This is a genomic window from Rossellomorea sp. ABR4_012, assembly GCF_056159545.1.
Genome location: NZ_JBSWVK010000001.1, coordinates 1,429,221 through 1,444,983 on the forward strand (window position 1 = coordinate 1,429,221; position 15,763 = coordinate 1,444,983).

Annotated in this window: 13 protein-coding genes; 10 read left to right on the top strand and 3 right to left on the bottom strand. The window is 43.6% G+C overall.

The features are described from left to right. The first annotated feature begins 26 nt into the window (after positions 1–26). Positions 27–266, top strand: coding sequence for a hypothetical protein (locus ACXAFV_RS06965; RefSeq protein ID WP_475125356.1), 240 nt, complete (start codon positions 27–29; stop codon positions 264–266). Between the two features lie 98 nt (positions 267–364). Beyond that, on the top strand, positions 365–1,681 hold the full coding sequence (locus ACXAFV_RS06970) for a DRTGG domain-containing protein (protein ID WP_475125357.1): 1,317 nt from the start codon (positions 365–367) through the stop codon (positions 1,679–1,681). A 159-nt stretch (positions 1,682–1,840) separates the two neighbouring features. Here ACXAFV_RS06970 and ACXAFV_RS06975 read toward each other — a convergent pair whose 3' ends face one another. Then, entirely contained in the window at positions 1,841–2,146 is a 306-nt protein-coding gene (locus tag ACXAFV_RS06975) for a YtpI family protein (RefSeq protein WP_475125358.1), read from the bottom strand. A 94-nt stretch (positions 2,147–2,240) separates the two neighbouring features. On the opposite strand from ACXAFV_RS06975, the gene ACXAFV_RS06980 reads away from it, so the two are divergent. Continuing rightward, positions 2,241–3,179, top strand: coding sequence for a DHH family phosphoesterase (locus ACXAFV_RS06980; protein WP_475125359.1), 939 nt, complete (start codon positions 2,241–2,243; stop codon positions 3,177–3,179). A 580-nt stretch (positions 3,180–3,759) separates the two neighbouring features. Here ACXAFV_RS06980 and ytrI read toward each other — a convergent pair. Continuing rightward, positions 3,760–4,263 (bottom strand): sporulation membrane protein YtrI, encoded by a 504-nt coding sequence (ytrI, locus tag ACXAFV_RS06985; RefSeq protein ID WP_475125360.1) that lies wholly within the window; start codon positions 4,261–4,263, stop codon positions 3,760–3,762. Beyond that, a complete protein-coding gene (ytrH, locus tag ACXAFV_RS06990; protein ID WP_475125361.1) occupies positions 4,260–4,595 on the bottom strand; it encodes a sporulation membrane protein YtrH in 336 nt (111 codons plus the stop codon). The genes ytrI and ytrH overlap by 4 nt, the downstream gene beginning before the upstream one ends. Before the next feature lie 142 nt (positions 4,596–4,737). On the opposite strand from ytrH, the gene dnaE reads away from it, so the two are divergent. The 7 genes from dnaE to pyk all read left to right on the top strand — a co-directional run bounded on the left by dnaE (position 4,738) and on the right by pyk (position 15,310). Continuing rightward, positions 4,738–8,091 carry a DNA polymerase III subunit alpha gene (gene dnaE / locus ACXAFV_RS06995; protein WP_475125362.1) on the top strand — a complete coding sequence of 1,118 codons (3,354 nt, stop codon included), beginning with the start codon at positions 4,738–4,740 and terminating at the stop codon, positions 8,089–8,091. 149 nt (positions 8,092–8,240) lie between these two features. Further along, positions 8,241–9,479 (top strand): NADP-dependent malic enzyme, encoded by a 1,239-nt coding sequence (gene ystJ, locus ACXAFV_RS07000; RefSeq protein WP_475125363.1) that lies wholly within the window; start codon positions 8,241–8,243, stop codon positions 9,477–9,479. Then, positions 9,479–10,144: a FadR/GntR family transcriptional regulator gene (locus tag ACXAFV_RS07005; RefSeq protein WP_475125364.1), complete on the top strand. Its 666-nt coding sequence runs from the start codon at positions 9,479–9,481 to the stop codon at positions 10,142–10,144. Before ystJ ends, ACXAFV_RS07005 begins: the two co-directional genes overlap by 1 nt. 125 nt (positions 10,145–10,269) lie before the next feature. After that, entirely contained in the window at positions 10,270–11,148 is an 879-nt protein-coding gene (gene accD / locus ACXAFV_RS07010; protein ID WP_475125365.1) for an acetyl-CoA carboxylase, carboxyltransferase subunit beta, read from the top strand. Beyond that, positions 11,142–12,122, top strand: a complete 981-nt coding sequence (gene accA / locus ACXAFV_RS07015) for an acetyl-CoA carboxylase carboxyl transferase subunit alpha (RefSeq protein ID WP_475125366.1) — start codon at positions 11,142–11,144, stop codon at positions 12,120–12,122. The genes accD and accA overlap by 7 nt, the downstream gene beginning before the upstream one ends. 433 nt (positions 12,123–12,555) lie before the next feature. Next, on the top strand, positions 12,556–13,515 hold the full coding sequence (gene pfkA / locus ACXAFV_RS07020; RefSeq protein ID WP_475125367.1) for a 6-phosphofructokinase: 960 nt from the start codon (positions 12,556–12,558) through the stop codon (positions 13,513–13,515). 34 nt (positions 13,516–13,549) lie between these two features. Then, positions 13,550–15,310 carry a pyruvate kinase gene (gene pyk / locus ACXAFV_RS07025; protein ID WP_475125368.1) on the top strand — a complete coding sequence of 587 codons (1,761 nt, stop codon included), beginning with the start codon at positions 13,550–13,552 and terminating at the stop codon, positions 15,308–15,310. The last annotated feature ends 453 nt before the right edge of the window (positions 15,311–15,763 follow it).

Genomic DNA, 15,763 nt, shown 5'->3' on the forward strand with positions numbered 1-15,763 from the left:
AAACATGCTTAGAGAGGAGGAATAATGTGAAGAAACAACGTTATATTCTTTGTTTATTATTGACGGGGGCATTATTGTATTATGCAGCTCCACGATTATCGATCGAAGCCGGGGGACTGGAGGGGGCATTCGCAATCGGCTGGCTCGTATTGGCCACATTTGTGATTGCCGGCAACCTTGCTGCACTCCTTTTCAGCCCTGCTAAAGCATCTAAAGGTACAAAGGCTTCGACGGTACGAAAAAAGAGGCTGCGCTCCTTCGGTTGATGGATAAACAGCCGTAAACCCTGATAAAATTGAAACCCCAAGCTTTTCACATTATAATGATACTATTAAGCAGGACGTAAAAAAGAAGGGTGAAAAGCTTGGCAACCAAACATGAACAAATTTTAGAATACATAGATTCCCTCCCCGTTGGAGAAAAAATATCCGTCCGCCAAATCGCAAAAGCACTGAGCGTCAGTGAAGGAACAGCTTATCGAGCGATTAAAGATGCGGAAATAAAAGGCTACGTGAGTACGATCGAACGTGTCGGAACGATCCGGATCGAACAGAAGAAAAAAGAAAATATCGAGAAACTGACATATGCCGAAGTGGTAAATATCATCGATGGACAAGTTCTCGGCGGAAGAACGGGTCTTCACAAGATGCTCAATAAATTTGTCATCGGTGCTATGAAGCTGGAAGCGATGATGCGTTATACCGAAGCGGGCAACCTGCTGATCGTCGGAAATCGTACAAAAGCCCATGAGCATGCATTAAGAGCGGGAGCTGCCGTCCTGATCACAGGAGGCTTTGACACTGAAGATGAAGTGAAGAAGCTTGCTGATGAACTGGAACTTCCAATCATTTCCACCTCCTACGACACGTTTACAGTGGCGGCAATGATCAACAGGGCGATTTATGATCAACTGATCAAAAAGGAAATCGTCCTCGTAGAAGATATTTTGACGAAAGTGGATAACACGGCTTACTTATATGTAAATGATACTCTTGAAGATTGGTATGAAAAAAATCAATACACATTCCACAGCAGGTTCCCGGTCGTCGATCAAAACCTGAAAGTGCATGGGATGGTGACGTCCAAGGATGTAATGGGACAGGAAAAGCATATCGGGATTGACAAGATCATGACCAAGCAGCCGATCATGGTCAGTTCGAAGACAAGTGTTGCCTCGGCAGCCCATATGATGATCTGGGAAGGAATCGAGGTCCTGCCGGTCGTAAATGAACAGAACAAGCTGCAGGGGATCATTTCACGCCAGGATGTCCTGAAGGCGCTGCAAATGATCCAGAGACAGCCCCAGGTGGGAGAAACGATCGATGACCTGATCAGCAATGGAGTGGAAGCGGGTGAGAAGAAAGGAGACAAAGAAATCTATCACTTTGCGGTCACCCCCCAGATGACAACAGGGCTTGGAACCATGTCCTACGGGGTCTTCACCACACTCATGACAGAAGCTGCCAACCGGGTATTGAAGCCATATAAAAAAGGTGATCTCGTTGTCGAGAACATGACCATCTATTTCATCAAACCGGTGCAGATGGAAAGTATGCTTGAAATTCATCCTAAGGTCCTTGATGTCGGGAGAAAGTTCGGTAAAGTGGATGTTGAAGTATACAGTGACGGGGTTCTTGTCGGTAAGTCCCTTATGATCTGTCAATTGATAGACAGACATTAAGAAAAAAGATTTTTATAAAAGGTACAGCTTGAAATACAGAGTGGATGTGACCAGGGAAGATGTGATGTGTACGAGCGGAAAGAAAAGTCAACTTTTATCCCGGCAGCAGCATGCTTGCAGAAAAAAAGACCGGGAATGACGATCCCGGTCTTCATGGCCTTAGTTGCCGTCCAGTTCTTTGGCTTCACGTTCCGCATAGGGAAGCACATGCTTATAATATTTATAGCCTGTCCAGCCGCTTGCGAATCCGATCAAGATGAACAGGGCCCCCACGATATATGTCACTGTACCTGGAAATAATACAAGCTGATTGACACCGAATAAAGCGACGAACAAGCCGAGAGCCATACTAGCCTTTGCAGAAAGCCACTTCTTCTCCATCGGCCGATTGCTTCTGACTTGCTTAACTTTATAAAAAATATAAAAAGTAAAAGCTAATGTAATGAAAAATGCGAGAAAATACATAGTCCTTATCCTCCAGTGCTGGCTTTCTCGCTACTATTTTACAGGTAAGAGATCAGATTGCCAAATGAAAATTTCGTGAAAAAAGGAGATACTTATGAAAGAACAGATCCTGGAATTAATCAAACAATATGAAACCATCATCATCCATAGACACGTCCGTCCAGATCCCGATGCATACGGTTCACAGGGCGGACTTGCTGAAATGCTGAAAGCTTCTTTTCCTGAAAAAAACATATATGCTGTCGGATTGGAGGAAGAAACTCTTCATTATCTGAACCGTCTTGATCCGATAGAAGATGAAGTCTTTGAGGGAGCCCTGATCATTGTCTGCGACACTGCCAACGAAGAACGGATCTGCGACAGCCGCTACAAACTGGGGGAAAAGCTTGTGAAAATCGATCATCATCCAAATGAAGATGCGTATGGTGATCATTTGTGGATCGATACGACTGCCAGTTCCGTCAGTGAGATGATTTATGAATTCTATCAATTCGGCAAAGACAAAGGGCTGGTTCTTCCGGATAGCGCAGCGCGTCTGTTGTTTGCCGGCATCGTCGGAGACACGGGAAGATTCCTTTATCCGAGCACCACGCAGAAAACATTTGATATAGCAGGTGAATTGATCCGTTTCGATTTTGACCGGAACGAACTTTTCAACAGAATGTATGAAGTCGATCCGAATGTAATGAAGCTTCACGGATTTGTTCTCCAAAACTTCGAAATGGATGAAGATGGATGCGGCCAGATGGTGATGTCCAAAGAAATCCTTGAACAGCATGGAGTGGTCCCTTCGGAAGCCTCCCTATTGGTAAGTACGCTAGGCAATGTGAAAGGAATCAAAGCATGGGTATTCTTTATCGAAGAAGATGACCAGATCCGTGTACGCCTGCGTTCGAAAGGACCAGTCATCAACACCATCGCCAAAAAATACAACGGCGGCGGACACCCGTTGGCGGCAGGCGCTTCGATTTATTCTTGGGAAGAGAAAGAGGATGTGCTTCGGGACCTGCGTGAGGTTTGCAGGGCTGATTGAATTATTATTGTTAATAAATAATTGTAAAAGCTCCCTGTTTTAGGGAGCTTTACATATGCTTGCCGCCTCCGCTTTTCGTATTGTCCAGCCCCAGGTCTTAGATGCACATGTCATAAGCCGAAACGTCCAAGAAGGCAAAAGACGCCTTCATGGCCGCTTCATCTTATGCCACCCGCCTCTGAGCAAAGCCCTTCCGCATTTCGTATTGTCCAGCTCCAGGGCTTAGAGGCACATGTCATAAGCCGAAACGTCCAAGAAGGCAAAAGACGCCTTCATGGCCGCTTCATCTTATGCCACCCGCCTCTGAGCAAAGCCCTTCCGCATTTCGTATTGTCCAGCTCCAGGGCTTAGAGGCACATGTCATAAGCCGAAACGTCCAAGAAGGCAAAAGACGCCTTCATGGCCGCTTCATCTTATGCCACCCGCCTCTGAGCAAAGCCCTTCCGCATTTCGTATTGTCCAGCTCTGGCGGCTAGAGGCTCGAGGTCATAAGCTAAACCTGCCAAAAAGGCAAAAAGCGCCTTTCCGTCAGGTTCATCTTATGCTTGTCGCCTCTGGTCGAGCCGCCTCCGCATTTCTTTTAATCCTCATATTTTAGCTCCAGCGTAATTTGAGTGGTCGTCCAGAAATACATCTCCCGCACTTTAAAGGTGAAGTCTTTTTCATTCAGTTTCACGGTTTTATTCTCGATGATTTTCTTGATCAGGTCCCGGTTTCCGTATACGGATTCCAAATCATTATTGATCAGGCTTCGGAGGTCCCCGCTCAACCGATCCTCAGTTTCATGGATGCTTAGCAATTCAACTTTTGTTTTAGTAGGATTTACAATTTTGATTTTCACTTCCTGAATGGTTAACTGTTCTTCGTTTTCTTCATTCAATTGTTTGTATTCTTCCTGCAGGTAGGAGAGGGTGTTTTTATATTTGCTGATTTCATTTTTCTGCTCTTCAATCAGTTGCGTTTGCTTTTCGTGCATGGCCCCGAACATGTAAATGAAGATCATCCAGCTGACGATGCCCCCTACAACCATACCGACAAAAAAACGCTGCCATGATGGCAGTTTGTAATATGGCGGGATCCTCATGACGATATATGCTCCTGTGTCAGCCAGGAAATAATCAGTGCGGCAGTGTTGGCTCCGCCTAAAGCAGAAAGAATCAATAGGAATTGTTTAAACACTTCTTTTGTTTCTCCATTTAAGAATCCCTTTTCAACATTGTATACCGTATCGAACGTACCCCCGATTGCAGCGATGATTGCCCAGATCCGCAAGAAATTGGAAAGGCGCCACATCTCGATGAACAAAGGCTGTCCCATCATAAACGAAGCCAACCCGCCCATTAAGGACCCTCCTAATAAAACGCCAAAAGCGATAAAGAAACTTTTAATCAATTCAGGAAAAAAGGCTTCAGCCATTTCATCAACTCCATATGAGCAAATCTTCTCTTACGATAACTATATGGGTTTCTGGGACAGGATATGAGGGAGAACATATTTTCTTTTTTTGCTTTTCTTACCTATAATATAAGTATATTGAAACTAAAAGGGTGTGCATAATATGTCGTTTGTTCATTTGCAGGTAGCAAGCGCTTATAGTTTACTTTCCAGCACAATCTCCATAGATGGACTTGTACATAAAGCGAAAACGCTCGGATATAAAGCATTGGCGTTAACTGATAAAAATATGATGTATGCTGCCATTCCTTTTTATAAGGCGTGCTTGAAGGAAGGGGTCAAGCCGATCATTGGATTGACGGCAGATGTGGCTGTCAGTGAAGATCAGTCTTTTCCCTTGGTGCTTTTAAGCAAGAATAATAGAGGATATCAGAATCTATTGAAGATATCGAGTGCGATCGGAGCCAAATCCTCAAACGGAATTCCACTGAAATGGCTCAATTCCTACAGTGAAGGTTTGATTGCCATCACTCCAGGTCCTCACGGTGAAATAGAAACCCATCTATTAAATGATGAAGAGGATAAGGCGAAGGAAGCCATACATACCTATCAACAAATGTTTGGACAGGATTCTTTTTATATAAGTCTGCAAAAACACGGATTGAAAGCAGAAGAAGCACTTATCCCGCTACTTAAAAAGACAGCCAGGGAATCCGGTGTGAACATGGTCGCGGCAAACAACGTCCAATATTTGAACCAGGAAGATCATTTTGCACATGAATGCATGGGTGCGATCAGGGATGGAGTCAAGCTTTCAGAAGATGAACGGGTGGTACTTGAGACAGAGGAGTACTATTTCAAGACTAGAGAGCAAATGGTCGATCTTTTCTCAGAAGAGGTGGAAGTGCTTGAGAACACATTGAAGATCGCGGACGAATGCAGAGTGCGGATCCCCTTTCATCAGCAGCTCCTCCCAAAATATCCTCTGCCTGATGGAGTGACCGCTCAGCAGGAACTGACCCATCTTTGTGAAAAAGGATTGAGTGAAAAGGTTGATGAAATAACCCCGGAGTATCTCGAGCGTCTTGATTATGAACTCGATGTTATTGGAAGGATGGGGTTCAGTGATTATTTCCTCATCGTCTGGGACTTTATGAAGTTTGCAAGGGATAGAGATATCCTGACCGGCCCGGGAAGGGGATCTGCAGCGGGTTCACTTGTTTCCTACGCCCTCAGTATCACCGATGTCGATCCAATCAAACATCATTTACTCTTTGAGCGTTTTCTTAATCCTGAAAGAGTATCGATGCCTGATATCGATATTGATTTTCCGGATCACCGCCGGGATGAAGTGATTGAATATGTGGAAGCAAAATACGGATCTCTTCATGTCGCGCAGATCATTACATTCGGTACTTTTGCAGCGAAGGCTGCCTTGAGGGATACAGGCAGGGTCTTCGGCTTGAATATGAAAGAACAGGAGCAGCTTTCCAAACTGATTCCGAATCAACTGGGCATCACATTGAAAGAAGCCTTTGGAAAATCAAAAGAGCTGCGTGAATTCATAGAGAATAATGAGTTATATAAAAAGCTATTCGAAACAGCCCTGAAGCTTGAGGGTCTCCCGCGCCATACATCTACCCATGCCGCCGGCGTTGTGATCAGCGAAGATCCTTTGGTGCAGTGGATCCCGATACAGGGAAGTGCTTCAGGGATTCACCTGACCCAGTATTCAATGGATATCCTTGAAGAAATCGGCTTATTGAAAATGGACTTTCTCGGTCTCAGGAATCTAAGCATCTTGGAGAGGATCGTAAAGAATATCAGGAGGGGAAGAGATAAACGGTTTTCATTGGAAGAGATTCCGGTAAATGATTCCAAGACATTCGAGCTGCTGAGTAAAGGGCAGACCAATGGAATTTTTCAACTTGAATCAGAAGGTATGCGCAATGTATTGACCAGGTTGAAGCCGACTTCATTTGAAGATATCGTAGCTGTCAATGCCCTGTACAGGCCTGGCCCGATGGAAAACATCCCGACCTATATTAATCGGAAGCACGGAAAGGAAAGCGTGGAATATCCACATCCTGACTTAAAACCGATCCTTGAAATGACGTACGGAGTCATTGTCTATCAGGAACAGATCATGCAAATCGCTTCGAAAATGGCAGGATTCTCCCTAGGGGAAGCCGATCTATTAAGAAGAGCCGTTTCTAAAAAGAAAAAAGACGTCCTTGATCAGGAGAGAGAGCATTTTGTGAAAGGATCCATTCAAAAAGGATACACAAGAGAAGTGGCGGATGGCATTTATGACCTTATCGTCCGGTTTGCGGATTATGGATTTAACAGGTCCCATGCTGTCGCATACAGCATGATCGCTTATCAATTGGCCTACTTGAAAACTCATTATCCTGCTTACTTTTTATCTGCCCTTCTTACTTCGGTCGTTGGAAATGAGACGAAAATCTCACAGTATATCAGGGAAGCAAAACAATATGGCATCGACATTCTGCCTCCTTCCGTAAATAGCAGTCAATTTGTTTTTTCTGTAGAGGGAAAAGACAGGATCCGTTACAGTTTAGGTGCGATCAAGGGGATCGGGGCACAGGCTTTGAAAGAAATCATCGCTGTGAGGAATGATAAACCCTTTGATGATTTGTTCGATTTCTGCATGAGGGTGTCTTCAAAAATCATTAACCGAAAGATTTTGGAGAATCTGGTTCTTGCCGGTGCCTTTGATGAATTCAATATAGACCGGGCAACGCTTTTAGCAAGCCTTGACGTCGCTATCCAGCATGCAGAGCTCGTCAATCCTGAGGATGACCATGATTTGTTCAAAGAAGAAGATGTGTTCCTGCTTAAACCGAAATATGTAGAAGTGGAAACCATGAATGTGGAAACGAAATTAAGTTTCGAAAAACAAGTATTGGGACTGTATCTGTCGAATCATCCTGTATCATCCTACAGGCCTCTTTTTGAAGACGTTGGTGTGACATTGATTACTGATTCCAGGCAGGGATCAAGAACGTCAATAGGAGGCTATATTACTTCTATCCGTTCGATACGCACTAAAAAAGGGGAAGTCATGGCTTTTCTCGAAATCAGTGATGAAACAGGAGAACTGGAAGCAGTCGTATTTCCTGCAGTCTATCGTCAAATTATGACACACTTAAAGGAAGGAAATGTGTTATGGTTTGATGGAAAAATGGAGGAAAGGAACAATAAGCTGCAGCTAATTATCAACAATGTGCAAACCATCGAAGATATAAAAGAACGAGCGGAAAAGCGGGAGAAGAAATTATTTTTAAAAATACCTTTTCACAGGGAACAGGATGCAGTCATGAAGGACATACAACAGATCATTCAACATAACAGAGGGACACATCCTGTGATTGTCTATATGGAGAAAGACAAAAAGAGTATAAAACTGTCTGATTTTTATAGAATCGCACCGACCCGGGATGTGCTGAATGAATTAGAATCGTTTTTAGGAAAACCCAATGTCGTTTTAAAATAACATACTTTACTTCAACCGATATTTATATTATTGTTTAATAGAAAAAGGTGGTCTGACCACTAAATTTCTGAATGCTATAGGAAGATATAGCCTTTGATGAATCGAAAAAAAGACCATATAGCACGGAAAATGATAAGGAGTGAATGATTTTGTCATTACGCGAAGAAGCTTTGCATATGCATCGAGTAAATAAAGGGAAATTGGAATCCAAATCAAAGGTAGAGGTACGAAATGCTGATGATTTAAGCCTGGCATATTCTCCGGGCGTCGCAGAACCTTGCAAAGTAATCTATGACAAACCGGAAACGGTATATGACTATACGATGAAGGGCAATATGGTGGCAGTCGTGTCAGACGGGACGGCTGTACTTGGTCTTGGAAATATCGGTCCGGAAGCCTCACTTCCTGTAATGGAAGGGAAGGCTGTTCTGTTTAAGAGCTTTGCAGGAGTCGATGCATTTCCTATCTGTTTGAATACAACCGATGTGGACAAGATTGTTGAAACAGTAAAGCTTCTTGAACCAACTTTCGGAGGAGTGAATTTAGAGGATATTGCCGCTCCGAATTGCTTTGAAATCGAAGAACGCCTCAAGAAAGAAACCAATATACCGGTGTTTCACGATGATCAGCACGGTACTGCGATTGTCACGGTCGCTGGCCTTGTTAATGCACTGAAGATCGTCGGCAAGAAAATGTCTGAAATCAAAGTGGTGGCCAATGGTGCCGGAGCTGCCGGAATTGCCATCATCAAACTGCTTTATCGTTATGGTGTAAGAGATATCATTATGTGTGATTCTAAAGGAGCGATCTTTGAGGGGCGCTCACAAGGAATGAACACGATCAAAGACGAAGTGGCAAAATTCACGAATCGTGACCGCATTGAAGGCGGTCTCAGTGACGTATTGAAAGATGCAGATGTATTCATCGGAGTTTCTGTCGCAGGTGCATTGACCGAGGAAATGGTGTCATCCATGAAAGAAGACCCGATCATTTTTGCAATGGCGAACCCTGTTCCGGAAATCATGCCGGATCTGGCAAAAGCTGCAGGGGCGAAAGTGGTAGGCACCGGCCGCTCTGACTTCCCGAATCAGGTGAACAATGTACTTGCCTTCCCAGGGATTTTCCGGGGGGCTTTGGATGTGCGTGCCACTCATATCAATGAGAAGATGAAACAGGCTGCCGTTGAAGCGATTGCTGATTTAATCAGTGAAAGTGAATTGAATGCAGACTATGTCATCCCAGGACCGTTTGATAAACGTGTAGCACCTGCTGTTGCAGCTGCAGTAGCGAAAACGGCAATGGAAACAGGAGTAGCCCGATTGAAGGTCGATCCTGAGGAAATCCGTAAAAAGACGGAAGAATTAGCCGTTATCGGGAAGAGTGAATGATGGCGAAAGTGAACTCTCTCCATACTCAATCAAAAGTATACATTGGAATTGTTCACCAACTTAGAGAAATGATATCGAAAGATGGCCTCAAGCAGGGGGATAAAATCCCTTCTGAAAGAGAGCTTTCTGAAAGGCTGAATGTCGGCCGCTCTTCCGTCAGGGAAGCACTGAGGGCCCTTGAACTATTAGGATTGATTGAAACCAGGAGAGGCGAAGGAACATTTCTGCGGGATTTCCGTGATCATCACCTGATTGATCTTCTCGGGATGTTCATTCTCCAGGATCAAAAAGCCCAGGAGGATGTCAAGTGTACGAAAACGATGATTGAAAAAGAAGCGCTTCGTACCATATTCTGCCATAATCTTGATGTGTCTAAACTGATTTCTAAGGTTACAGAAGACAATGACACTCTTACCTGGAGAGAAATATTTGAAGAAATCATTCTCATAAGCAACAACTATTTGTCACATAGAATCTGGAACGTCCTGAATGATTACGAAACTTTAATCATCGGAGAGAAGAAGATAACCCCTGAGATAAAAGAAAAGCTTTTAAGCCTGCTTCAAGGATTAGAAAAACAAGATAAAGAATCGGTGCAGACTGCCTATAAACAGCTCTCGGAAATCGGCGATCGCGAGCTGACAAATTCCAACATCTTTTTATAAACTCTTCAGTTAAACTGGGAGACAAGCATTTAATGGAATTCACCTGCACCTTGCACTTATATATTTCTAGCATCCAAAGAATACGAATACAAAAGCGACTGTAATTAGTTAAGGAGGTTTCAACCTTGCTTAAGGAACTTTTCAATAAATCCAATAAACCCAAAAAGAAAAAATATGCCACCATTCCTTCCGAAGCATCCAAACAGGATGTTCCTGAAGGGATCATGACCAAGTGTCCCAATTGTAAAAAAATCATGTACACAAAAGAACTGCAGAAGAACCTGAAGGTCTGTATCCATTGTGGACACCATCATGGGATGAGCTCGACGGAGCGAGTCGACTGTTTCATCGATGATGGGACATTTGAAGAAATTGATGCGGGCCTTGTATCCGTGAATCCGCTCGGCTTTCCCGACTACCTTGAAAAAGTGGAAAAAGATCGAAAGAAGACCGGTTTAAACGAAGCAGTACTTACAGGATCGGGGAAAATAAATGGTATCGACGTCGTCGTTGCGATCATGGATTCCAGATTCCGAATGGGAAGTATGGGATCAGTGGTCGGTGAGAAAATCACGAAAGCCATTGAGGAAGCAGACAAACGACACGTCCCGTTCATCATTTTTACAGCATCAGGCGGTGCCAGAATGCAGGAAGGTGTGCTGTCCCTTATGCAGATGGCCAAAACCAGTGTCGCCCTTAAACGATTCAGTGAAAATGGAGGTCTCTTCATTTCGATCATGACTCATCCGACGACAGGGGGAGTATCTGCAAGCTTCGCTTCTGTAGGGGACTATAATTTCGCAGAGCCGGGTGCATTGATTGGTTTTGCAGGAAGAAGAATCATTGAACAAACGATTCGGGAAGATCTCCCTGAAGACTTTCAAACAGCGGAATTCCTTCTCAAGCATGGTCAGCTTGATGGAGTCATTTCCCGGATGGAAATGAAAGAGAAGATAGGTTTAGTACTAGATATACATCAGTGGGATGGTGATCTGCCATGGTAAATGAGCTCGAGTTTGAAAAGCCTGTAGTAGAACTGAAAAAGAAAATTGCAGAGCTTAAAGAATTCACTCAGAATTCGGAAGTGGATTTATCAAAGGAAATTGAAAAATTGGAAGCTAGATTACAAAAGCTTGAAAATGATATATATGAAAACATGAAGCCATGGGAGAGGGTACAGGTTGCCCGTCATCCGAATCGACCGACAACCCTGGATTATATCCGCTATCTGTTCACAGATTTCATGGAGATGCATGGTGACCGTCTATACGGTGATGATGAAGCAATTGTTTCTGGGCTTGCCAAATTTGATGGTGTACCGATCACGATAATCGGACACCAGCGCGGGAAGGACACAAAAGAGAATATCCGCAGAAACTTCGGGATGCCTCATCCGGAAGGATATCGTAAGGCGCTAAGATTAATGAAACAGGCGGAAAAGTTTAACCGCCCGATTGTTTGTTTCATCGATACAAAAGGGGCCTATCCCGGGAAAGCAGCTGAGGAACGCGGACAGAGTGAAGCCATCGCCAGAAACCTGGTTGAAATGGCCGGACTGACGGTTCCTGTCGTTTGTATCGTCATCGGTGAAGGAGGAAGCGGGGGAGCATTGGCTTTGGGTGTCGGCAATCACATTCACATGCTTGAAAACTCCACCTATTCCGTGATTTCGCCGGAAGGTGCTGCAGCCCTTTTATGGAAAGATTCCACTCAAGCGAAGAGAGCGGCAGAATCCATGAAAATAACGGCTCCAGACCTTAAAGAACTCGGAATAATCGATGAAATCATTACTGAAGTGACCGGGGGAGCACATAAGAATGTGGAAGAACAGGCTCACTTCATGAAAGACGTATTAAAACAGTCACTAAAAGAACTGATCCCAATGAGTAAAGAGGAATTGATCCAGCATCGATATGAAAAATTCAAAGCGATGGGTGATTATTCTGTTTTAAATGAATATATTGGGGTACAATCATAATGAAACCACTGGACTGACAAATAGGAACCTGCCTTTTGTCAGTCCTTTTATTTAAAATGCATTTTGTGAAGGCTGTGCTTTTTACATGATTGAATCTTAGAGTGCAGCGGAATGGAACGGTATACGTTAATTTCTTTTTACGAAACTATATATAAGAAACCCTATTAAAAAGTATAGTATTCGATTTTTTGAAAGTTTTAACAATTAAAACGCTTTCAGTTAAAAGATTATTTCGTCTATTGTATTTACAATGGGGAACTTGTTGAGATGCTTGACTCTTCGTGTTATTTTAGAAATAATCAATAGTCTATTGGTCCATAATAAATGGGAATAAAGATATTCCATAATAATGTTAACTGATGATATGTGAAACCATTAACAATTTGGTGAATTATTCCTTTACATATTAATTTATCTTCATGAGGTGATGAAAGTGAAAAAGATAGGAGTACTAACAAGTGGCGGAGATTCTCCGGGCATGAATGCCGCTGTACGTGCGGTCGTTCGTAAAGCTATATTTCATGGGGTTGACGTGTACGGTATTTACCAGGGATATAACGGCTTGATCAATGGCAACATCAAAAAGCTGGAGCTTGGTTCTGTAGGGGATATCATTCACCGGGGCGGAACGATGCTGTATACTGCCCGCTGCGAAGAATTCAAAACAAAAGAAGGTCAGAAAAAAGGGATCGAGCAGCTTGAAAAACACGGTATTGAAGGTCTTGTCGTAATCGGCGGCGACGGTTCTTATCAAGGTGCCAAAGCCTTGACTGAGTGGGGATATCCTTGTGTTGGAGTACCTGGTACGATTGATAATGATATCCCGGGTACAGAGTTTACGATCGGTTTTGATACAGCACTGAACACAGTGATTGATGCGATTGACAAAATCCGCGATACTGCCACTTCTCATGAGCGGACATTCATCATTGAAGTCATGGGCCGGAATGCAGGAGATATTGCTCTATGGTCGGGGCTTGCAGGGGGAGCAGAGACTGTTCTTATTCCTGAAGAAAAATTTGACATGGACGATATCGTCAGCCGTTTGAACAAAGGTCAGGAACGCGGTAAAAAGCACAGTGTCATTATTGTAGCAGAAGGTGTTATGTCCGGTAACGAATTTGCAAATCGTTTCACAGAAGCGACAGGCATGGACACAAGAGTTTCGGTTCTCGGCCATATTCAGCGCGGAGGAACTCCGACAGCTTCTGACCGCGTGTTAGCCAGCCGATTGGGTGCGCGTGCCGTTGAACTCTTGATGGCCGGAAAAGGCGGAAGAGCCGTAGGGATCGAAAAGAATGAAATGGTTGATTATGACATCATCGAAGCACTTGCAAAGCCTCACAAAATTGACTTAGATATGTACCGACTTTCAAAAGAGCTTTCTATATAAATAATTGCTGAAAGATTCAGGAGGTAAAAAAATAATGAGAAAAGCAAAAATTGTATGTACCATTGGCCCTGCCAGTGAAAGTGTAGAAAAATTATCCCAGCTGATCGAGGCGGGAATGAACGTTGCCCGTTTGAACTTCTCGCATGGTGATCATGACGAGCATGGACAGCGAATTAAAAACATTCGCGAAGCAGCTTCAAAAGCAGGTAAAAACGTAGGGATCCTTCTTGATACAAAAGGCCCTGAAATCCGTACAAACAACATGGAAAATGATGGGTTCGAACTAAAGCAGGGAGATTCCGTCATTGTATCCATGAAAGAAGTATTGGGTACTCCTGAAAAATTCTCCGTTACATATGAAGGATTGATCGATGACGTACATGTCGGTTCTAAAATTCTTTTAGATGACGGACTGATTGGACTAGAAGTGACAGACATCGATAAAGCGAACGGTGAAATCCATACCACTGTTGCAAACAGCGGCATGCTGAAAAATAAAAAAGGTGTAAACGTTCCTGGTGTTTCTGTTAACCTGCCTGGAATCACTGATAAAGACGCGAAAGATATCATTTTCGGTATCCAACAGGAAGTTGATTTCATTGCAGCTTCATTCGTACGCCGAGCATCAGACGTACTTGAAATCCGTCAATTATTGGAAGAACATAATGCATCACACATTCAAATCATCCCTAAGATCGAAAACCAAGAGGGTGTTGATAATATCGATGAAATCCTTGAAGTGTCTGATGGATTGATGGTTGCCCGTGGAGATCTTGGTGTCGAAATCCCGGCAGAAGAAGTACCTCTTGTACAAAAACAATTGATCAAGAAATGCAACTCACAAGGGAAGCCTGTCATCACAGCTACTCAAATGCTTGACTCCATGCAGCGCAACCCAAGACCGACAAGAGCGGAAGCAAGTGACGTGGCCAATGCCATTTTTGACGGTACGGATGCCATCATGCTTTCAGGTGAAACAGCAGCAGGTACGTATCCTGTAGAAGCGGTTCAAACAATGCATAACATTGCTTCAAGAGCGGAAACTGCACTTGATTTCAATGAAATCCTTTCAGCACGCAGCAAAGAAAGCGATCATAACATGACAGATGCCATCGGTCAGTCAGTGGCTCACACTGCAATCAACCTGGATGTCAATGCCATCGTAGCACCTACGGAAAGCGGTCATACAGCACGCATGATTTCTAAGTATCGTCCTAAAGCTCCGATCGTAGCTGTAACTGGAACGGAATCTGTATCCAGAAGACTTGCTCTTGTATGGGGCGTGTATCCTACAGTCGGACGCAGAGTATCCACAACGGATGAAATGCTTGATATGGCTGTGGAAGAAAGCATGAATTCCGGAATGACAAAACACGGTGACCTGATCGTGATCACTGCAGGGGTTCCAATCGGTGAATCAGGCACGACCAACCTGATGAAGATCCATGTAGTGGGTGACATCGTCGCTAAAGGACAAGGGATCGGACGTAAATCTGCTTACGGAAAAGCTGTCGTAGCTTCAAACGCAGAAGAAGCAGTGAAAAACGTTCAACCCGGCTCAGTACTTGTGACGATCGGTACTGATAAAGACATGATGCCTGCCCTTGAGAAATGCTCTGCATTGATTGTAGAGGAAGGCGGATTGACAAGCCACGCAGCTGTAGTAGGGATCAACCTTGGTATTCCTGTGGTTGTTGGAGTGGAAAATGCAACTTCCATGTTTGAAAATGGACAGGAAATTACAGTGGATGCCACTCGCGGCGTGATCTATAACGGTCATGCAAGTGTACTTTAATATTTAAAAAATAACCGGGGCCTCTTTATGGGGCTCCGGTTTTTTGTTTTAGAGGATGTTAGAGAGGGCTGTTTGCAGGGATTCGATTTTCATGTGAAAAGGCTGGAGTATAGAAATGATTGAGTTTTTTCGTGGGAAGAAGGGATGTTTTGTTAGAAAAAGGGCCGTGCTTTGACGGAAATGGAATAGGAGACGTTGTTACGATCCATTATCAAGGGATGTGAGGCTGTCATTTTGAAGAAATAATTTTTTTGGAGATTTATGATCCTGTTTTGGAATTTATGATCCTATTTTGAGATTTATGATCCCTGTTTTGAGATTTATGATCCTATTTCAAAAAATACGATCCTTTTTAGAATTTTATGATCTATTAATAATCATTCTAATTAGTATCTGAATCCCGATCCCAATCCCAATCCCAATCCCCACTACTAACAATCATCTAACCACGAA